Here is a 20830-nt window from a genome sequence, read left to right on the forward strand (position 1 = left end):
GGAACACATGGCAGAAGAAGTACATTTATTTACCAAGGAAGAGGCACGGTCACGGTCTATACTTGAAGTGGCAGAAGCACTGGGTATGGAGATGAAACGCAATAGCTCTCATACTTATGAATGGAAAGAACATGACTCTTTCAAGATTGACACACGAAAAAACACCTTTTATTGGTACTCCAGGGGCTTTGGGGGAGATGTTATTAAGTTGGTTGAGGTCATAAAAGAAGTTAGTTTTAAGGAGGCTATGGCCTATCTGAGAACTGGAGCCTTTCCTGAAGCGAGCGTGAAAGAAGAGGTAAGACAGCCTTTTGTTTATACCTTAGCCAGATACGAAGAGCTCTTTGTCGATGCTAGGGACTATCTGAAACAGGAACGTGGCCTGTCTGATGAAACGATTGCGACATTCAAACAAGCAGGTCTCTTGGCTCAGGCTAAGAAAAAAGCTCCAGATGGGTACCTAGAGTCGGTCATTGTATTTAAAAGCCTAGATAAGTCTAACCGTGTGATTGGAGCGAGCTTACAAGGTATCACTCCTAATAAAGAGCGTCATGAAGGACGAGGGTACTTGAAACAGATTTTATACAACTCAGATGGCATGAGTGGTATGAGCCTTGATATAGGCACTCCTAAGCGCCTTATTTTCTCTGAGGCACCAATAGACCTTATGAGCTATTACGAGGCTAAAAAGGGGCAATTGAGCGACGTGAGACTGGTTTCTATGGATGGCTTGAAAGAAGCGACGATTTCTCGCTATGCCATGGAACTATTAGCTGAGGTACGTGGGAAAAACAACGTGCAATTAGACCCTAAAACAGTAGGGCAAGGGCTAGCGGATTTAGCCAGGTTGACCACCTTTTTCCAACAAGAAGAAAATCATGGTTTTATTACTCTTGCGGTTGATAATGATAAGGCAGGAAGGGGCTTTATTGAGCGCCTGGAAGAAAAAGGCATTGTCGTCCAATCCGATTTACCTCCACTAAGAGAGGGAGAAAAGAAAATGGATTGGAATGACTATCTAAAAGAGATGAAAGAAGGGAAGAACATGGATGTAGGTAATTCATCTATTGAATATTCAGAGCAAGAAAAAAAGTCTCTTGAGAGAACTCAAGAGACTTTTGCTGAGGGTACAATCGAGGATTTACCTGATAAACAGGAGGCAGCACCTCTACCTGAAGCGACATTGTCGCAACCTTTGGATGACTTGTCACCAAATCAAACTCAGCCTCAGCCTTTACTACATTTTAGCATAAATGAAGAGCGAAAGTCAATCAATAAGCGGGGCTACCATTCAGTTTCTGATAAAGACATGGTGAAACTAAACCGCTACTCAGCTTCTCTGAAGGAGGTTGCTCAATGGTATTTGACGGAGTTGGCTGACAGTACTATTCATTATCTCTATCAAGATATGGATAGTGTTGCTAATCTTCAAGTTTCATTTGATAAGGATAAATTTATACATTTGACAGGTGTTTTTCCGTACAAAGAAGGTCAATCAGCTACTAAGTCCTTGACAGATTTTGTGTCAGGTCAAGGAGCTTTTGACGATATACTGTTGGCGAATAAAGGTGCGGCTTTTGATAAATTAAAGGTGCTACCAGAACTACCAGCTATTATTGAAGCAGATTCCTTTTACTTTGATGATTTATCCGATGTGCCAAAGCTTCATTCTCTAGATATGAACAAAGCTATTAAATCAGGAGATGATGACATTGTATTGGCTTTGAGAACAGTCAATGGCGAAACATTTCCTGCCAGTTTGATGAAACTACGAAGTGGTTTAAGTAAGCAGTTAAAAAATGCAGATGAAAAAATTATCCTCGGTGTGTATCGTGAACGTGACGGTCAGATTGAACAGCTTTCCATCAATGAAGAGTACATAAAGGATGGTGGAAAGGAGCTGCGAGAGATTCTGGAAAGAGGTCTATCTGAGGCAGTTATCTTGGAAGAAAATATACAAGTAGCTTATGAGAAAACATTGGATTCAGATGGTGACGGTTTTACCAATGAGGAGGAACGTGCCATGGGAACAGACCCTCTCAACCCTCAGTCTAAACCAGGCGCAAAAAAAGAAGAAGCACAAACTGAGCCGCTATTATCTGAACTTCTGGAGTCAAAAGATACCAAAGCACTGGCGAAGCATTTAAAAGATGGCATGATGGCTTATAGAAACTCAGACCAGTACAAAATATTCCTCAAAGCGATGGCTAAATTCCATGATTATTCCGTTGCCAATATCTATTTATTGCTTAGACAAAATCCTGATGTGAGCCTAGTTGCTTCATTCCAGAAATGGAAAAATGACTTCGGTCGTCAAGTCCAAAAAGGCCAAAAAAGTCTCAAGGTTTGGGTGCCAATGACCATCAAATTAAAAGATGAAAAGGGGAATCCTAAGCTAGATGAACATGGCAATCAAATGACCGTTACACGTTTCAAACTAGGGAGTGTCTTTGATGTTTCGCAAACAGAAGGCAGAGACTTACCAAGACCGATTTACAACTTGGAAAATGGAGTGACAGATTACCAAAGTTTGTATCTTGCAACAGTCGCAACGTCTAGAGACAATGAAGTTTCAGTATCATTCAAACCAATCGAAAATGGTGCGAATGGGTACTACCATATTGAAAATAAGGAGATTGTCCTTGCGGATAAAAAGATGAGCGAAGCCCAAATTATGAAGACCCTATTTCACGAAATGGCACACTCAGACCTCCACGGAAAACAAGATGGATATAGTGCCAGTGAGCGAGAATTACAAGCAGAATCTGTGGCTTATGTGGTAGCTAATCACTTTGGAATTGATACGAGTGATTATAGTTTTGGTTATCTACATTCTTGGTCAACTGACAAGCTAACTTATGAAGACCTTTCAGCTCAATTAAAGGTTATTCAAACAGAAGCTAAGAGTCTCATTCAACGTATTGATGCGAAATTGGAACAGGTGAAAAGCAAGCAACTTGTCACCAATAAATTTCAATCGAAGCTATCTCAAGCCAAAGAAAAAGTCACTCAAACAGTGCAAGACAAAGCTACCAAAGAGGCAGGTGACTTATCAAAAAAGCCACCGACTCCAGTCAAGGAGTTATAGCCCAATTATTCAATCGAAACCCCAAAGGAGAATTACCACATGATCGAGAAGATGAAAGCAGAAACACTTGATAAACTCACGGATATTTTCTTTCCAAACTTGGTAGACATGCAGTCTACCGAAGTGAAAGAACATAGTGAATTAAGGAGAAAGGAATGCCTCTATCTGTTACAGAAAGCAGGCAAAGAAGCCAAGGATTTCTCTGAGGAATTGCTGGCGGAATACCATGTCGCCTATCAAGAAATAGAGGCTCTAATAGATACAGAGTTTGATGCATTAAGAGAAGAAATACTGGGTGCAGAGGTCGCAGACCTTTCCCTCGTGGCGGAGTAATTGTCGTCCATTCTGGACGGTCACATTCGCAGAATGTGAGAGAAGGGGATTGGGGATTTCCCCAAAATTTCATAAAAGGCAAGAGAAAGAAATCGTGAGATTGACTTTCTCTGACCTTTTTGATTTTTTGTACTTGTGGCCACAAGTGCTATGCTTGCCAGATGGAAAGGGTCGAAGTCCCTGGATGAAAAAAGAGGAGAAAAAAATGTCTAAGATTGAGAATCGAAGCAGACCAATTTTGAAACGTTTTTTTGTGGATGAAGAAGAAAATCTATACATAAAAGATAGATTGTTGGAGACAGGGAAAAGCTTTTCCCAATTTACTAGGGATATGATTTTCCAAGGTCAAGTCAATGTAATTGATTTTCAAGTGCTGAAAGATTTACGGTATGAAATCAATAAAATTGGTATCAATGTCAATCAGATTGCCAAGCAAGTGAATGAGAATGATGTGACCAGTGCAGAGGACTTGGCAGCTTGCTTAGTTGAATTAAAGACTATTCGAGAGATGGTCAATCACGTTATCAAAGAACAAGTGAAAAAGGAGGAGTAATGGTCGTTACAAAGGTCTTACAAATTAAGTCTAGTCAGTCCTTATCTCGTGGTGTCAAATACATTGAAGATGAGGCCAAAACCTTAGATGAAAACTCATTAACAGGAGTAGCACGTGCGCTTCGCTATATCCAGAATGAACAGAAAACAAGCCTTGGGTTTGACGAGGACAATAGAGAATTTCCTTGGGTAATGGTTGATGGGAAACGACAGCGCCAACTCGTCTCCACCTATGGAGTCACGGATGCCTCAACGGCTACCGATGAATTTGAACTGACACGATTAAATGCCAAACTCACGACTAGAAATAGTGGAAAGACCAGCGATGTTTTAGCCCATCATATTATCCAATCGTTCTCCCCTGAAGACGATTTAAGTCCAGAAGAAATCCATGAAATTGGACGTAGAACAGTCATAGAGTTGACAGGAGGTCAACATGAATTTGTCATTGCGACACACGTTGATAAAAACCATCTCCACAACCATATCATTTTTAATGCGACTAATGCAGTGACCCTCAAAAAATTTCGTTGGCAAAAGGGAACTAAAAGGAGTTTAGAAAATATCTCTGATAAGCATGCTGAGCTGATGGGAGCTACTATCATTGATAAAACTCTTTCCAATAGTCGAAAGGACTATGTGGCTTATCGAAAGAAAAATGTCTTTAAAATTGAAATTAAACAACGTTTGGATTTTGTCATGAAACACTCTCATTCCTGGGATGATTTTCAAGAAAAGGCCAAAGCCTTATCTCTTGAAGTCAACCTAGAACGCAAGGAAGTCAGATACAAACTCTTAGATCCCTTAGAGGGGAAATACCAGGAACGCTATACACGTGACCGCATCCTGTCTAAGAGAGGAAATTACTCTCTTGAGGCAATCCAAGAACGCCTGAAGGACAATCAAGCAACGCTCACCTCAAAGGAGATAGTCTCAGCTTATCAGTCCTACAAAGAAGAGCAGGTAGAAGACTTTGAAATGCGTATCCCTGTCTCTGCTTGGCAAGTGGCATCAGAGACAGAAAAAGGGATTTATTTGGAGTTAGAATACGGTTTAGGAAATGAGGGGCTAGTCCATATCCCTAGTCGTTACGTTGACAAATTAGAAGATGGGAACTATGAACTCTTTTTGAAAAAACATGATTGGTTTTACTTTACCAATGCCAAACATGCAGAGATGAACAGAGCCATGAGTGGAGAAACGATTGCCAAGCAATTAAGTTATGACAATGGCCAAATTGTTATCAATAAGAACGCTTATATCTCACGTATGGAACAACTGGTCAGAGAGTTTAACTTTTTAAATGCTCATGGCATTACGTCAGGAAAACAATTCGAAGAAGTGGCTCAAAACTTTAGGTTACAGTTTGAAGAGACAGAAGCAGAACTGGAAAAACTGAGCCAAAAAATAGCTCGTTTAACTAAGATTGAGTCAATGTTTCTGGGGCAAGAAACAGGTCTTGTATCAGAGGATAAATTATCTACTCTATTAGCTGAAGCAAGAATGGATAAGAGTGTTGATAAGATAACTCTCTCTCGCTTGATTAGGGAGGCTAGGATTGAATATGAGGGCTTATCCGCACACGTGCAAACCATTAGAAACGAAGCTCGACAACTGGAGACTATTCGAGAGAATACCCATAAACGGGAGATGGGGCGAGTTTGACAGGCATCAATGAGAGGACGTTCAGACGGTATCGTGAAAAATATGATACAAAAAGATAGTGATAAAAATATTGATTAAAATAATGATTTTAATGTTGATTTTTATAGTGATATATATTATAATAAGAATATAGAAAAATAAGTAATGAAAGAGGAAATTCCTATGAAGCTCATAAGTTTTGTAGCCATTAAAGGGGGCGTTGGTAAAACTACCTTAGCCCTCCTCAATGGTCAGTATCTAGCTAGTAAAGGTTATAAGGTCTTATTTATTGACCTAGACCACCAATGCAACTTAACGCATTTTTATGATGTCTATGAAGATACGTCAACCGTTGCCAATGTTTTTGCAGGTTCAGATAATGTATCTATTTTGTCAGTTGCCCCTAATATTGACCTGATTGCTGGGTCAATGAAATTGGATGAGTCAGAACGAAAACTTGAAACTGACCCTAATCAAAATATGTATCTGTATGATTGGCTAGAGGATAATCTTGAGTCCAAGAATCTTGACCAATACGATTATGTTATTTTGGATTGTCGTCCTGATTTTGGGATTGCAACAAGAAACGCCATCGCAGTCAGTCACACGCTTTTTAGCCCAATTACCCCTAGTGATTTTGCTTTTGAAGCTAAGGAGAATTTAGAAGTTCGTCTGGATCAATACCGTAAGACGGAAATTGTTCGCCCTAGTCGGGAATCATTGATTACGGCTCAACTCTATTTCTTGCCAAATATGATTAAGCATAATACGGCAAAATCAAAAGAACTATTAGAAGCCTTGAAAACTGACTACTCAGTCGTTGGTCTAATTCCTCAAAAGGAACTGTTTAACCGTGCCTCCAAAGAGGAAACGGTTATAGACATGATGTTTGACTCAACATTGAAAAGAGAACACAAGACTTTCTTTTCAGCCTTGATTGACACATTGAATGAGCTTCAGGAACTCACAGATAAAGCTTAATTTTTCATCATTATTTATATCACTATTTTAATCATTATAAAAATCACTATCAAAAAAGAGGTATAGCATGGCATTTGAATCTAAAAAAGAGAAAATCAGCAAAGTCCTTCAAGAAGAGATTAAAGACCCTAAGCCCCAAAGGAAACGAGGGCGAAAAGCTGGTCGTCCATCAGGGAAGACCAAATTTCCTTATCAGTTTACGTTGAAACCTCAAAATCGGGAAAAGCTGGATAGAATCGCAGAAGCATCAGGATATAGTGGTGCATCTACTTTTCTTGATGAGTGGATTGAACAGTATCAAGAATAAGTATCATTATGATTTAAGAATCCTGTCTCTCAACTGAGAGATGGGGTTCTTTTTTGTCTGAAAGAGCTTGAAAAATTGAAAAATTATTGCGAACATATTAAGTATGAATATGAATGTGATAGAAGAGATAGATTTGTGTAACAGATTCCAGTTAAATGTCCAGGAACAATTTCAGAAGTTTGTGAGAGAATACGAAGACTATGTAGCACCAATTCTTAGAGCTAGAGGGTATAAGCGAAAGGATAGCTATGAGCGAACAGTCTTATTTACCTTTGGAGAAATGACTTTCACAAGGAGTCGTTGGTACAGAAATGGGAAGCAACTTATTCCGTTAGATGAGAAATTGGGATTGATACCCTATGAGCGCTATTCCAAGGAGCTACTTTATCAAGTCACTAGGTTGGGTGGTTTTCTGCCATATCGTAAGGTAGTAGAAGTTGTGAAGATGATGTATGGTATTGAAATCACAAAAGATACTGTTCTAAAGGCTTTGAAATTGTCAACGCTACTTTTCGACATGAAAAAAGAGGTCACAGCCTGGGCTGAGCCTCTTGAACAGAAAACAGTTGCGGATATTATTTACATCGAAGGAGATGGTGTAATGGTCAAAACTACAGATACAAGCGTTGAGCGTTACAACATGGATTTAAGTCATTTTGTTGTCCATACAGGGCGTAAAAAAGTAGGGCAGAACCGCTATGAATTGCAAAACAAGAAAGAGTTTATTGCTACGAATTATCGAGAAGCAGTAGATGCCGTATTAGATTATTTGTATCAAAATTTTGCCATCAATAGATCAACTACCCTGGTGACCAATAGTGATTGCGGAAAAGGATATGGTTACAAGATATTTGAAGATATAGCCAAAGCACTAAAAATCCGACATCATGAACATTTTTGGGACAGCTATCATGTGAATCAAGCCATTAAGGATTTAACACGGCCATACCCATCAGAAATTAGAGAGTATTTCTTCAAAGGGTTGAGAGAGCATAAGTGGTCAATTGTCAATGTTGCATTTGATACACTGGAATCTCTTGAGGAGAATGAACAGAAGCTGACTACTATCATGGATTTTAAACGAAAATTGAGAAACAGATGGAAACATACCCTTGCTTCAGACAAACGTGGGCTACCAGCTGGAAGTATCGGTATTATGGAGAGCCAGCATAGAAAGATTACTTATCGAATGAAACACCAGGGCATGTACTGGTCAGTAAGAGGAGCAGATACTATGAGTCAGGTTATTATCGCAGAATCTGAAGGTGAACTGAGAGACCTTTTCTTTGGGGATTGGCAGAAGACATATCAAAAAAATGTGTTTCAAGGAATGACAGCAGGAGAAGTCCAAAAACTAGAGCCTGAGCATCAAGTACATAGCTTAGATGATAAGTACAAAATAATTTTGAAAAGAAGACGTCATCCTTTTAAATAACAGTTGCTAGATAGGTTGTTTAGTGACCTTTTTTTGTCATGCCTAAAAACTATAAAAAGATTGACAAAATCTAGATTTTATAGTAAAATTAACTCATCAAAAAAACAAAAAAGGGATATGCAGTAACATATCCCCAAACCGAGTAAACAAATTAGGCCTTTGATTACTCAGTCATTAAGACTATCTTACCAAAAATGCAAGAAAAGTCAAGACTGAGAAATTAAATTCCAGTCTTTTTTTAGAGCCTTTTCTGCATGAAATCAAGGGATTTGATGATTTCCCAAAAATTTAGACACATACAAATAAGAAAAATCACTTGCATTGCTTGTGAAAATTTGATAAAATAAGAAACATATCTATGGTCTCGCTAAAGGGACTATGGCAGAAAGGAAATTTTTAAAGATGAGAAAAGACATTCATCCTGAATATCGCACTGTTGTCTTCATGGACACAACTACTGGTTACAAGTTCCTTAGTGGTTCTACAAAAAATTCTAACGAAACTGTAGAATTCGAAGGTGAAACATACCCATTGATTCGTGTGGAAATTTCATCAGACTCACACCCATTCTATACTGGACGTCAAAAGTTCACTCAAGCAGATGGTCGTGTGGATCGTTTCAACAAAAAATACGGTATCAAATAATCAAAAATCCTCCACTGGAGGATTTTTATTTTGCTTGTTTGTCTAACTGACATAAAAGAGTTGTTTTTACCATGAAAAACATTCGTCTTTCTGTTATAATGAAGTAATGATTTGGAAGAGATAGAAGGAATGATAGAATGAAGAAAAACCAAGGTTCGATTGCGAGTCGGATTGATTATACGGTGATTTTGCCAGTATTTTTTTTATTGGTCATTGGTGTTGTTGCTGTTTATATTGCCTTAAGTCAGGACTATCCAGGGCAGTTAGTGACGATGCTACGGCAACAATTAATGTGGATGGTTTTAGGCATTGCCTTGGCTTTCTTGGTGATGTTTTTTAGCACCAAATTTTTATGGATGACGACTCCGTTTTTATATGTATTAGGGCTAGGGTTAATGGTCTTACCGCTTTATTTTTATAGTCCAGCTCTTGTGGCTTCAACAGGTGCACAAAACTGGGTGACCATTAATGGCGTTACGCTGTTTCAGCCGTCTGAATTTATGAAGATTTCCTACATCATCATGATGTCTAGGGTTATCGTAGCCTTTCATAAAAGATACCCAAAGCGAAATCTAAAAGAAGATTTTAAACTTATTGCGCTCTTGTTTTTGGTTACACTACCTGTTCTTGTTCTATTGGGAATGCAGAGCGATTTGGGAACGGCCTTGGTTTTTATTGCGATATTTTGTGGAATGGTCTTGTTATCAGGGGTTTCATGGAAAATTCTTCTGCCGACGACGCTTGTTGGTATCGTGGGAATTGCGGCTTTTCTAATCCTATTTCTATCCCCAGATGGTACTGCTATTTTACATAATTTGGGCATGGATACCTATAAAATCAACCGAATTACGGCATGGTTGGATCCCTTTAAATATGCACAGACAACAACCTATCAACAGGCACAGAGCCTGATTGCAATTGGTAGTGGTGGCATGTACGGTTTGGGATTTAATACGACGAACTTGCTGATTCCTGTTCGAGAAAGTGATATGATTTTCACCGTTATTGCAGAAAATTTTGGCTTTATCGGAGGGACAGTCTTAATTGGATTGTACACCTTGTTGATTTACCGTATGTTACGGGTAACGGTTGTATCTAATAATCGTTTTTATACCTATATTTCAACTGGTTATATCATGATGTTGTTATTCCACGTGTTTGAAAATATCGGTGCAGCAACAGGAGTTTTACCGCTGACAGGTATTCCCTTACCCTTTATTTCGCAAGGGGGATCTTCTATGATTGCCAATCTAATTGGTGTTGGCTTAGTCTTATCAATGAGTTACCAGCACAATTTAACAGAAGATAGAAGACGCAATAAATCACGAGCATATAAAAAAATAACCATTAAACGGGTAGAAAGTTAGGTAAAATGATGGCACAAGTAGCAGTACTATTAGCAGAAGGCTTTGAAGAAATTGAAGCTTTGACACCAGTTGATGTCTTGCGTCGAGCAGAAATAACTTGTGAGACAATTGGGTTATCTTCTTTGGAGGTAACAGGATCTCATGGGATTACTGTAAAGGCAGATAAGGTGTTTGATGGTAATTTATCAGAGTATGACTTGATTGTCTTGCCTGGTGGGATGCCAGGGTCCGCTCATCTACGGGACCATGATGGAGTGATCAAAGCACTTCAAAAAGCTTCTCTCTCTCATCAAAAAATAGCAGCCATATGCGCAGCGCCAATTGTTTTAGAAAAGGCAGGGTTGTTGGAAGGAAAAAACTATACCTGCTTCCCAGGAAAAGAAAAAGAGATTGCCACGGGCAATCATCAGACAGAGATTGTGGTAGTAGACGACAATCTTATTACAAGCCGAGGAGCTGGTACAGCACTAGCATTCTCCTATCAATTGGTGGATATTTTAGGTGGTGATGGCCAGCAGTTGGCAGCCACAATGGTTTATGATCAGTTGTTTACATAATTGCTATCAAGGAGAAGAATGGATTATTTCTTCTCCTTTTCATTTTTCTAGAAAATCATGAAAAAATGTGGTATAATAAAGGGTAATTGTGATGTTACGTTTATAGAAATATAGGGAAACTAAAATGACAGAAGAAATGAAAGAAATGCAAGAGAAAGCTCAAGAATATGATGCTAGTCAGATTCAAGTTTTAGAAGGTCTTGAAGCGGTTCGTTTGCGTCCTGGCATGTATATTGGTTCAACTTCAAAAGAAGGCTTGCACCACTTGGTATGGGAAATTGTTGACAACTCCATTGACGAGGCGCTAGCAGGTTTTGCTTCAGATATTAAAGTTTACATTGAAAAAGATGACTCCATTACGGTTGTAGACAATGGCCGTGGAATCCCTGTTGATATTCAAGAAAAGACAGGACGCCCTGCGGTTGAGACGGTCTTTACGGTGCTTCATGCTGGAGGAAAATTTGGCGGTGGCGGATACAAGGTTTCAGGGGGGCTGCATGGTGTTGGATCGTCTGTTGTAAATGCGTTGTCGACGCAATTGGATGTCCGTGTTCATAAGAATGGTCAAATTTACTACCAAGAGTACCGTCGTGGTGAAGTTGTAGCGGATTTGGAAGTCATTGGTGAGACAGATCAAACTGGTACAACCGTTCATTTTACGCCAGATCCTGAAATTTTTACAGAGACGACCGAATTTGATTTTGAAAAGCTTAACAAACGTATCCAAGAGTTAGCTTTCTTAAATCGTGGTTTGAAATTGTCTATCATTGATAAGCGCGAAGGCAAGGAGCAAGAAAAGGCTTACCATTACGAGGGAGGTATCGCTTCGTATGTTGAATACCTGAATGAAAACAAGGATCCAATTTTCGACACGCCAATCTATACAGATGGCGAGATGGATGACATTACGGTTGAAGTAGCCATGCAGTATACGACTGCCTATCATGAAAATGTGGTGAGTTTTGCCAACAATATCCATACCCATGAGGGTGGAACACATGAGCAGGGCTTCCGCACAGCTTTGACCCGTGTTATCAATGATTACGCAAAGAAAAATAAAATTCTTAAGGAAAACGAAGACAATTTAACAGGTGAAGATGTCCGTGAAGGATTGACAGCTGTTATCTCTGTCAAACACCCGAATCCGCAGTTTGAGGGACAAACAAAAACCAAACTCGGAAACAGTGAAGTCGTTAAAATTACCAATCGTCTCTTTTCAGAAGCCTTTTCTGATTTCCTTTTGGAAAATCCGCAAGTGGCACGTCGCATTGTGGAAAAAGGGATTTTAGCCAGCAAGGCTCGGATTGCGGCTAAGCGTGCGCGTGAGGTAACCCGTAAGAAATCTGGCTTAGAGATTTCCAATTTGCCTGGTAAATTAGCAGATTGTTCGTCCAACGATCCAAAACAAACAGAACTCTTTATCGTTGAGGGAGACTCAGCTGGTGGATCAGCCAAATCAGGTCGTGATCGTGAGTTTCAAGCGATTTTGCCAATTCGTGGTAAGATTTTGAACGTTGAAAAAGCCAGCATGGATAAGATTTTGGCCAATGAAGAAATTCGCAGTCTCTTTACAGCTATGGGAACAGGCTTTGGTGCAGACTTTGATGTAGAAAAAGCACGCTACCAAAAATTGGTTATCATGACCGATGCCGATGTTGACGGAGCTCATATCCGCACACTTCTCTTAACTCTATTCTATCGCTACATGCGTCCGATTGTAGAGGCAGGCTATGTCTACATTGCTCAACCACCGATTTACGGAGTAAAAGTCGGCAGTGATATTAAACAATATATCCAACCAGGAGTGAACCAAGAAGAAGAATTGAAAGCAGCTCTTGCCAAATACAGCGAAGGACGTTCAAAACCAACAATTCAGCGCTACAAAGGGTTGGGGGAAATGGATGATCACCAACTATGGGAAACAACAATGAATCCTGAAAATCGTCTCATGGCACGAGTATCTGTTGATGATGCCGCAGAAGCAGACAAGATTTTTGATATGCTGATGGGGGATAAAGTTGAGCCACGTCGCGAATTTATTGAAGAGAACGCTGTTTATTCAACATTAGATGTGTAGATCACATCGAAAATGCGAAATGAATCTTTCGCATTTTTTTATTTTCTTATTTTTCCTTTTTTATAGGATAGAGACGAAGGGAAATGATTTTGAAAACAATAAAACAGTTTTAACCAAAATATGTACTTTTTTGAATGTTTATGGTATAATAAGACGATATTTTCTAGTAGAATACATTATTCAAGGAGACTTACATGCCTAAAGGAACAATTATTTTAATTGTCGCAATCGTGATTATTTTAGTGATCATTTATATAGCGGGGTTGATTGTCCGCAAACGAAACGACAATCGATTAGATGCTCTAGAAGAGCGAAAAGAAGAATTATTCAATCTTCCTGTGAATGAAGAAGTGGAGGCTGTGAAAAACCTTCATTTAATCGGTCAGAGTCAAGTTAGTTTCCGTGAATGGAATCAAAAATGGGTTGATTTATCTTTGAATTCATTTGCTGATATTGAGAACCATATTTTTGAAGCAGAAGCTTTTAATAATACATTTCGTTTTGTGAGTGCACAAAATGCGATCGAAAGTATTGAAAGCCAGATTGATTTGGTGGAAGAAGATATTCAAGCGATTCGCCATGGCTTAGAAGAATTAAAATCGCAAGAAGAAAAAAATTCAGGCCGTGTGAAACACGCACTTGATTTGTTTGATAATCTTCAGGATACCGTTCGTGAAAATGCAGATAAATTTGGAGACACACTTCCAGAATTGGAAAAGCAACTCAAGAATATCGAAGTTGAATTTTCAGAGTTTGTCATGCTCAATTCTTCAGGAGACCCGATTGAGGCATCCGAAATCTTGGACAAGACTGAAGAGCATATGATTGCCCTTAATCAAATTATGGACCGTGTTCCAGAATTGATTGAAAAAGTTGACCAGTCTTTCCCAGATCAATTGGAAGATTTGGAATCTGGTTACCGCAAATTGGTTGAACAAAACTATCTCTTTACAGAACAAAATATTGAATCGAAATTCCAAGATATTCGTGTTGCAATTCGTGAAAACACAGCCTTGATTGTTTCCTTTGATTTGGACGCCGCAGCAGCAGCCAATGCAGAGATTCAAGAAGAAATTGATCATTTGTATCAAGTCTTTACGAATGAAATTGATTCCCACAAAGCAACAGTAAAGATTAGTAATACCTTACCAAAGTTTGTGGCGCATATTGCTGGAAATACACAAAATTTAAGCCAAGAAGCAGAACGTTTGAACAAAACCTATCACTTGGCTGAAAGTAAATTATCTCGTATTCAACAACTTACAAATCGTGTTACTTCAATAGATGAAACTGTTTCAGAAAGTTTAGCGGATTTAGATACGCCACAAGTTGCTTATTCTATTTTGAAAGAACGCTTAGAACATGCGTATTCAACGTTAAAAGATATGGAAGAAGAGCAATTGGTTTTAGCTGAATACTTGAAGTCACAAGAAATCTCAGAAACTAATGCACGTAAGAAAGCATCGCAATACATCAATCAACTCCATACCTTAAAGCGCTATATGGAAAAACGGAATTTGCCAGGTATTCCTGATGAATTCCTCAATACCTTCTTTAGAGCAAGTGACCACGTAGAAGCCTTGTTATCAGAATTAGATTACAATCGCATTAATATTGAAATTGTAAACCGCTTGTTAGAAAGTGCAACTTTTGATATGCATGAACTAGAAGAGGTTGCCTATAAGATTGTTCAAAATGCAACATTGACAGAACAGTTATTGCAATACTCTAATCGTTACCGTTCATTTGATGAAAGTATTCAGAAGGCCTTTAATCGTTCGCTAGCTATTTTTGAAAAAGAGTTTGATTATGAGGCAGCTTTTGAAGAAATTTCATTTGCCTTAGAGACGGTTGAACCTGGAGTGACAGAACGTTTTGTTCATTCTTATGAAAAAACCCGGGAAACGATTCGTTATTAATCAGGAAGGTCTTCTGTTTGCAGAAGACCTTTTATTTCATATTTTTAGGAGAGAGTCTATGAAAAAAGTTTATGATGAATACAGAGAATGGATTTTATTAGGTTCGTTTCTGCTGATAGCCTTATTTTCTTTCTTTGTTGTGGCAGATTCATCGTTAGTGAAACAGATCGGTCAGGATACTGCCCAGTATCTGGATGATAAGAAAACAATTGTGACAGGATTAACAGCTGCGAGTGCAGCGACTTCTTTTGGCGTTGGGATGATACCAGGAGGAGATGCTTTTTCTGAAACAGTAGCGGACTTATCCAAGTATTTCTTAATTGTTTTTGCAGCCATCTGGATTCAAAAATACCTGATTGGTATAACTGGATTGGTGACTTTTAAACTGTTAATTCCGCTAGCACTGGTGGGTTTGGGAGCAAATGTCTTTTTAAAAAAAGAAGCCATTAAAAAATTAGCGCTGAAATTACTGGTTTTTGCGGCCCTTTTCTTCTTAACGATTCCGTCTAGTATTGCGCTTTCTCGGCAAATCGAGCGAACTCATGCCAATACTGTTGAACAGACGATAAAAGAATTGGAGTCGTCAAATAAGGCTGTTCAAAAAAAGGTGAACTCAAAAGAGGGATTGTTAGGAGAAGTAAAAAACGCATGGTCCAATATGACGGCTTCTATGCAGGCATTTCTATCAGATAAAATGGAGGAGATGCAAGCTCAGTTTAGCAATATGATTGATGCCATTGCAGTCTTGATTGTAACGACCTGTATTATTCCATTACTGGTGTTTGCATTTTTACTGTGGTTTATTAAGCTAATATTTGGCATTGATTTGTCCAATAAAATAAAACTGCCTTCAGCTTTAAAGAAGAAAAAAGATAAAAAAACTGAAATCGTTAGAGTGACAGATTAGGATGGTGGAAGATGAAACAAATTACAGGTCTATTGGTCATGGATGTGGACTCGACCTTAGTTCAAGAAGAGGTCATTGATCTCTTAGGAGAAGAAGCTGGTGTCGGGGAGAAAGTGGCCGCTATTACGGAACGAGCGATGCGAGGTGAATTGGATTTCGAGGAAGCTTTGGCAGAACGTGTGGCTACTTTGAAAGGCTTGCCGGAGGCGATTTTTCAAAAAGTTTTGGAAAAAATCCATTTCAACAAGGGGGCTAAGGAGTTAGTTGATGAGCTCCATAACCGGGGATATAAGGTTGGGTTAGTCTCTGGTGGCTTTCATGAAACAGTTGACGCTTTAGCACAAGAAATCGGAATTGATTATGTCAAAGCCAATCGCTTGGAGGTAGTTGATGGCTTTTTAACAGGTCGTGCTATTGGCACGATTGTGACAAAAGAGGTAAAAGTTCAGCAATTAAAAAAATGGGCAGCTGAGAATCATTTGGAGCTCTCTCAGACCATTGCGATGGGAGATGGGGCCAATGATTTGCCGATGATCCATGCGGCAGGTGTAGGTATTGCCTTTTGTGCCAAACCAATCGTAAGGGAGCAAGCCGCCTATCAGATTTCGGAACCAGATTTATACCAAGTCATTTCAATCATCGATCAAATAAAAAAATAAAGTGTGTAGGCACTTTATTTTTTTATCTGTGTGTCTCTCTCAGAGGGGATTTCCTGATGTAGTTTCTTCTTTTATTTCCCATCATTTTTTGGTATAATACTACAAATACACTGAGAAACTAGTGAGGGATTATGAAAAAGGTTTTTAGGATTTTATATAGTCGAACCATTATTGTCTTGCTCCTGCTTTTGATTACGATTTTTACAATTTTTTGGGTGGTTGGATCTATTGCAAATCTTCTTCCTGCTTTTTTGATCGTCTTGGAAATCTTCTCTATTATCGTTGGGATTCGGATCATCAATCGCCCAATGAATACCAGTTTCAAATTAACTTGGATTATTTTTGTAGTGGGTCTACCTTTTTTTGGTGCTCTCTTCTATTTCATTCTCCAATCCAATTTTGAAACACGGCGGTACCGAAAAACTTTTAAAAAACAAGCGCAAGCATTAAGTTATTATGGTCATACGCCTGCCAAAGTAATGAATGGACTGGCGGAACAAGATCGAGATCAATTAAAACTAGCTCATTATATGAGTGAATACATTGGCTACCCTTTGCATACCAATAGCGATGCTCACTATTTTTCATCTGGAGAGGCTTGGTTTAGAAGCCTTCTTGAGGAATTGAGAAAAGCAGAGCAGTATATCTTTATGGAATACTATATTGTTGACTTGGGCTATATGTGGGACTCAATCCTTGATGTCTTGAAGGAAAAAGCTGCGCAGGGGGTGGAAGTGCGCTTTATGTATGATGGTATGAATTCTCTTAGTACCCTTCCTTATCATTATTACAAGACACTACAAGAATACGGTATTAAGGCCAAAGTGTTTTCACAAATTATTCCAGCCTTATCCACAGTTCAAAACAATCGAGATCACCGTAAAATTACCATTATTGATGGGAAAGTTGCCTATACTGGTGGTGTCAATATTGCCGATGAATACATCAATAAGATTGAACGGTTTGGTTATTGGAAAGATGCAGCTGTTATGATTCAAGGGGAAGCTGTTTCTAATTTTCTGATGATGTTTTTACAGATGTGGAACTATGATGAGAAAAATAGCAATGAGGATGCCCACTACCTTAGTGATTTAAAAGCATTGGAAAAAGACGAAATTGAAACGGACTCCTATTTTATTGGCTATGGAGAAAGTCCCTTTGATGGTGATGCGGTGGCTAAGCGGGTTTATCTAGATATGTTCCAATCCGCTCGTTATTCCATTTCCATTATGACACCTTACTTGGTCTTAGATGATGAGACCTTGGAAAACTTGGTTTATGCGGCAAAGCGTGGCGTTCGTGTTCGGATTTTACTTCCTCATATTTATGACAAACAGATTGCTTATTTGGCGGCTCGAACGGATTTTGAAACTTATCTAAAAGCTGGGATTGAAATCTATGAATACACGCCAGGATTTGTCCATTCAAAAGTCGTGTTAGTCGATGATAAAAAAGCTTCTGTTGGAACCGTTAATTTGGACTTTAGAAGTTTCTACCTGAATTTCGAATGCGGCTTGTATATCTACAACCATAAACCTGTTCTAGAGGCGATTGCCAAGGATTTTGATGATTCCATAGCGGAATCCATGCAGGTGACGCTCTCAAGTTTTCAAGCGACCTATCCTTGGTACAAACGCTTGGCAGGTGCTGTGATTACGATTTTTAATCCCTTGTTATAACATTTTGCAGTCTAGAATTTCTAGGCTGTTTTATATTTTGCTGGAAGCTTTGACAAGGCATGGTTTCCAGTAAAAAAGCGATGCGCTAAACCCTTTGACTGAACACCACGGCTGATTTCGTGTTATAATGGATAGGATAATTGAAGGAGTAAAAATGTGATTACCTCAAAATTTGATTGGGAAATAAAGCCCACTATATCAGACCAAGAATACCTAAAAATAGCTAAAAAACAAGGATTAGACACTCTAGCGGCCCAATTGCTCTATGAGCGTGGCGTTCAAACGAAAGAAGACCTTGAAACCTTTTTAAATCCCAGTTTGGACCAGCTACATGATCCTTATCTCTTGCATGATATGGATAAGGCCGTCGAGCGGATCCGTCGGGCAATTGAAGACTATGAACAAATTTTGATTTATGGGGATTATGATGCTGACGGGATGACCTCTGCTTCCATTTTAAAAGAGACATTAGAAGAAATGGGGGCCGAATGCCAGGTCTATTTGCCAAACCGCTTTACAGATGGCTATGGCCCAAACCAATCGGTCTATAAATATTTTATTGAGCAAGAAGGGGTGTCCTTGATTGTCACGGTTGACAATGGAGTGGCAGGACACGAAGCTATTTCCTATGCCCAAGAAATGGGAGTGGATGTAGTGGTGACAGACCACCATTCTCTCCCCGAAACCTTGCCGGAGGCCTATGCCATTGTTCACCCAGAACACCCAGAAGCCGATTACCCTTTTCAACACTTAGCGGGATGTGGCGTTGCCTTTAAATTGGCTTGTGCCCTTTTGGAAACTGTCCAAGTAGAGCTACTTGATTTGGTAGCCATTGGAACCATTGCCGATATGGTTTCCCTGACGGATGAAAACCGGGTCATGGTCCAATATGGTCTTTCCTTGATGAAACAGACAGAACGTGTCGGCTTACAAGAATTGTTTCACATAGCTGGGATTGACGCTACTACGCTGGACGAAGAGACGATTGGATTTCAAATGGCACCGCGCTTGAACGCCTTGGGGCGTTTGGACGATCCCAATTCAGCCATTGAACTCTTAACCGGGTTTGATGAGGACGAAATCAGGGAAGTTGCGCAGCTTGTCGACGAGAAAAACACTCAACGAAAAGAGATTGTACAGGCCATCTATGAGGAAGCCAAAACCATGATTCGTAAGGATTTGCCTGTTCAAGTCTTAGCGAAAGAAGGGTGGAATCCAGGTGTCTTGGGTATTGTGGCGAGCCGCTTGTTGGAAGAATTGCACCAACCGGTTATCGTCTTGACTATCCAAGATGGTCTAGCAAAAGGATCAGCACGATCCATTGAAGCTGTTGATATTTTTGAAGCCCTTAATCCTCATAGAGACTTGTTTGTTGCTTTTGGTGGCCATAGTGGAGCAGCGGGGATGACTTTACCTGTTGAACATCTGGAGGATTTGGTTAGCGTCCTTGCTGCTTTTATCCATGACAATGCGATTGATATGGCTGGCAAGACACCTCTGGTATTAGATGAAGAGTTGGACTTGCAAACCTTAACTCTTGATACCGTCAAATCCTTACAGAAAATAGCTCCTTTTGGCATGGACAATAGTAAGCCAAGCTTTTATCTCAAGGATTTTGTGGTTGAGTCAGCACGAACCATGGGACAAAACAATGCCCATTTGAAGCTACGAATCAAGAAAGCTGATACCAGTATTGATGTAGTTGCTTTTAACATGGGAAGTCTAGCAACAGAATTTAGTCAGGTCAAAGGTTTAGAGTTGGCGGTTCAATTATCCGTCAACCAATGGAACGGGGCGACAACCCTGCAACTCATGCTAGTAGATGCCCGTGTCGATGGAGTTCAACTCTTTGATATTCGGTCTAAAAATGCTGCCTTGCCAAACGGTGTGCCGATTCTAGATTTGGATACAAAAGCAGAAGCTGTTGTCCTCGATAAAATTCCAGAAAATCCAGCGGATTTGAAAGCCTTGTTTGCCAACAAATCGTTTTCTGTTGTCTATTTTAAAAATCAAATTGAAAAAGAGTACTACCTTTCCGGATATGGCACAAGAGAACAATTTGCTAAGTTTTACAAGACCATCTATCAGTTTCCTGAATTTGATGTGCGTTATAAGTTAAAAGAACTGGCCGATTATCTTCGGATACCCTATATTTTAGTTGTCAAGATGGTTCAAATTTTCCAAGAGTTGGAATTTGTGACCATCACTGATGGGGTCATGACAGTGAACAAAGACACTAAGAAACGTGAGATTGCAGAGAGCCAGATTTACCAAGACCTGGTACAAATTGTCAAATTCCAAGAGCTAATGGCGCTTGGCACACCAGAGGAAATTTATCATTGGTTGAACCAGTAGTAGAGATTTGCTAGATTAACGATGGAAAGGAAGAGGAGATAGAACATGCCAATCAGTGTTTCTCCTGAACGGAGAAAATACATCAAGAAACAGATTTTTTACATAGCTGTATTAGATGTGACCGCTTCTCTATCATTTAGAAAACCATGACTTGGTTTCCGATTGAAATCTCTTCTCTTATCCTGTTGGTCTTTTGCCTCATCTCTCAACACGCATTGGTTATGTATTTCTTGTATCGAAAAGTAATGAAGATTGATCCAAACGCCATGCCAGATAATGATTTGTAAAAAGTACCGTATGGTGCTTTTTTGATTGGTCCAGTTTG

Annotated in this window: 17 protein-coding genes; all 17 read left to right on the forward strand. The window is 39.4% G+C overall.

All coding sequences use genetic code 11. The annotated features are described in order from the left end of the window. Nucleotides 1-7: 7 nt before the first annotated feature. The 17 genes from ACVR1I_RS03075 (at nt 8) to ACVR1I_RS03155 (ending at nt 20792) form a co-directional block, all read left to right on the forward strand. Entirely contained in the window at nt 8-3088 is a 3081-nt protein-coding gene (locus tag ACVR1I_RS03075; protein WP_447442579.1) for a PBECR4 domain-containing protein, read from the forward strand. Nucleotides 3089-3127: 39 nt separating this feature from the next. Next, nucleotides 3128-3421 (forward strand): hypothetical protein, encoded by a 294-nt coding sequence (locus ACVR1I_RS03080; protein WP_447442580.1) that lies wholly within the window; start codon nt 3128-3130, stop codon nt 3419-3421. Nucleotides 3422-3626: 205 nt separating this feature from the next. Then, nucleotides 3627-3974 carry a plasmid mobilization protein gene (locus tag ACVR1I_RS03085; protein ID WP_447442581.1) on the forward strand — a complete coding sequence of 116 codons (348 nt, stop codon included), beginning with the start codon at nt 3627-3629 and terminating at the stop codon, nt 3972-3974. Beyond that, on the forward strand, nt 3974-5638 hold the full coding sequence (locus ACVR1I_RS03090; RefSeq protein ID WP_447442582.1) for a relaxase/mobilization nuclease domain-containing protein: 1665 nt from the start codon (nt 3974-3976) through the stop codon (nt 5636-5638). Before ACVR1I_RS03085 ends, ACVR1I_RS03090 begins: the two co-directional genes overlap by 1 nt. Before the next feature lie 162 nt (nt 5639-5800). Then, nucleotides 5801-6598: a ParA family protein gene (locus ACVR1I_RS03095; protein ID WP_447442583.1), complete on the forward strand. Its 798-nt coding sequence runs from the start codon at nt 5801-5803 to the stop codon at nt 6596-6598. Nucleotides 6599-6665: 67 nt separating this feature from the next. Continuing rightward, nucleotides 6666-6905 carry a hypothetical protein gene (locus ACVR1I_RS03100; protein ID WP_447442584.1) on the forward strand — a complete coding sequence of 80 codons (240 nt, stop codon included), beginning with the start codon at nt 6666-6668 and terminating at the stop codon, nt 6903-6905. Nucleotides 6906-7038: 133 nt separating this feature from the next. Beyond that, the gene (locus tag ACVR1I_RS03105; RefSeq protein WP_447442585.1) at nt 7039-8340 is read left to right on the forward strand and encodes an ISLre2 family transposase; all 1302 of its coding nucleotides are present in this window, start codon (nt 7039-7041) and stop codon (nt 8338-8340) included. Nucleotides 8341-8742: 402 nt separating this feature from the next. Further along, nucleotides 8743-8985, forward strand: a complete 243-nt coding sequence (locus tag ACVR1I_RS03110) for a type B 50S ribosomal protein L31 (RefSeq protein WP_447443000.1) — start codon at nt 8743-8745, stop codon at nt 8983-8985. 137 nt (nt 8986-9122) lie between these two features. After that, nucleotides 9123-10352, forward strand: a complete 1230-nt coding sequence (locus tag ACVR1I_RS03115) for an FtsW/RodA/SpoVE family cell cycle protein (RefSeq protein WP_447442586.1) — start codon at nt 9123-9125, stop codon at nt 10350-10352. A gap of 8 nt (nt 10353-10360) precedes the next feature. Then, nucleotides 10361-10909 (forward strand): DJ-1 family glyoxalase III, encoded by a 549-nt coding sequence (locus ACVR1I_RS03120; RefSeq protein ID WP_447443001.1) that lies wholly within the window; start codon nt 10361-10363, stop codon nt 10907-10909. Nucleotides 10910-11033: 124 nt separating this feature from the next. Further along, entirely contained in the window at nt 11034-12986 is a 1953-nt protein-coding gene (gene gyrB, locus ACVR1I_RS03125; RefSeq protein ID WP_447442587.1) for a DNA topoisomerase (ATP-hydrolyzing) subunit B, read from the forward strand. A 194-nt stretch (nt 12987-13180) separates the two neighbouring features. Next, nucleotides 13181-14905, forward strand: coding sequence for a septation ring formation regulator EzrA (gene ezrA / locus ACVR1I_RS03130; RefSeq protein ID WP_447442588.1), 1725 nt, complete (start codon nt 13181-13183; stop codon nt 14903-14905). A gap of 58 nt (nt 14906-14963) precedes the next feature. Beyond that, entirely contained in the window at nt 14964-15812 is an 849-nt protein-coding gene (locus ACVR1I_RS03135; RefSeq protein ID WP_447442589.1) for a hypothetical protein, read from the forward strand. Between the two features lie 11 nt (nt 15813-15823). Next, nucleotides 15824-16471 carry a phosphoserine phosphatase SerB gene (serB, locus tag ACVR1I_RS03140; RefSeq protein ID WP_447442590.1) on the forward strand — a complete coding sequence of 216 codons (648 nt, stop codon included), beginning with the start codon at nt 15824-15826 and terminating at the stop codon, nt 16469-16471. Between the two features lie 131 nt (nt 16472-16602). Next, nucleotides 16603-18150 (forward strand): cardiolipin synthase, encoded by a 1548-nt coding sequence (gene cls, locus ACVR1I_RS03145; RefSeq protein ID WP_447442591.1) that lies wholly within the window; start codon nt 16603-16605, stop codon nt 18148-18150. A gap of 156 nt (nt 18151-18306) precedes the next feature. Then, nucleotides 18307-20505, forward strand: coding sequence for a single-stranded-DNA-specific exonuclease RecJ (gene recJ, locus ACVR1I_RS03150; RefSeq protein ID WP_447442592.1), 2199 nt, complete (start codon nt 18307-18309; stop codon nt 20503-20505). A gap of 146 nt (nt 20506-20651) precedes the next feature. Next, complete coding sequence (locus ACVR1I_RS03155; RefSeq protein WP_447442593.1) at nt 20652-20792, forward strand: hypothetical protein; 141 nt, start codon at nt 20652-20654, stop codon at nt 20790-20792. The last annotated feature ends 38 nt before the right edge of the window (nt 20793-20830 follow it).

Source organism: Streptococcus cameli, from assembly GCF_053207365.1.

What these genes read in the sequence shown, in the direction of transcription:
- ACVR1I_RS03135 (WP_447442589.1), top strand. Translation starts at nt 14,964, where the DNA reads ATGAAAAAAGTTTATGATGAATACAGAGAATGGATTTTATTAGGTTCG.
- ACVR1I_RS03115 (WP_447442586.1), top strand. Translation starts at nt 9,123, where the DNA reads ATGAAGAAAAACCAAGGTTCGATTGCGAGTCGGATTGATTATACGGTG.
- gyrB (WP_447442587.1), top strand. Translation starts at nt 11,034, where the DNA reads ATGACAGAAGAAATGAAAGAAATGCAAGAGAAAGCTCAAGAATATGAT.
- ACVR1I_RS03120 (WP_447443001.1), top strand. Translation starts at nt 10,361, where the DNA reads ATGGCACAAGTAGCAGTACTATTAGCAGAAGGCTTTGAAGAAATTGAA.
- ACVR1I_RS03155 (WP_447442593.1), top strand. Translation starts at nt 20,652, where the DNA reads ATGACTTGGTTTCCGATTGAAATCTCTTCTCTTATCCTGTTGGTCTTT.
- ACVR1I_RS03085 (WP_447442581.1), top strand. Translation starts at nt 3,627, where the DNA reads ATGTCTAAGATTGAGAATCGAAGCAGACCAATTTTGAAACGTTTTTTT.
- ACVR1I_RS03075 (WP_447442579.1), top strand. Translation starts at nt 8, where the DNA reads ATGGCAGAAGAAGTACATTTATTTACCAAGGAAGAGGCACGGTCACGG.
- cls (WP_447442591.1), top strand. Translation starts at nt 16,603, where the DNA reads ATGAAAAAGGTTTTTAGGATTTTATATAGTCGAACCATTATTGTCTTG.
- serB (WP_447442590.1), top strand. Translation starts at nt 15,824, where the DNA reads ATGAAACAAATTACAGGTCTATTGGTCATGGATGTGGACTCGACCTTA.
- ACVR1I_RS03095 (WP_447442583.1), top strand. Translation starts at nt 5,801, where the DNA reads ATGAAGCTCATAAGTTTTGTAGCCATTAAAGGGGGCGTTGGTAAAACT.
- ACVR1I_RS03080 (WP_447442580.1), top strand. Translation starts at nt 3,128, where the DNA reads ATGATCGAGAAGATGAAAGCAGAAACACTTGATAAACTCACGGATATT.
- ezrA (WP_447442588.1), top strand. Translation starts at nt 13,181, where the DNA reads ATGCCTAAAGGAACAATTATTTTAATTGTCGCAATCGTGATTATTTTA.
- ACVR1I_RS03100 (WP_447442584.1), top strand. Translation starts at nt 6,666, where the DNA reads ATGGCATTTGAATCTAAAAAAGAGAAAATCAGCAAAGTCCTTCAAGAA.
- ACVR1I_RS03110 (WP_447443000.1), top strand. Translation starts at nt 8,743, where the DNA reads ATGAGAAAAGACATTCATCCTGAATATCGCACTGTTGTCTTCATGGAC.
- ACVR1I_RS03090 (WP_447442582.1), top strand. Translation starts at nt 3,974, where the DNA reads ATGGTCGTTACAAAGGTCTTACAAATTAAGTCTAGTCAGTCCTTATCT.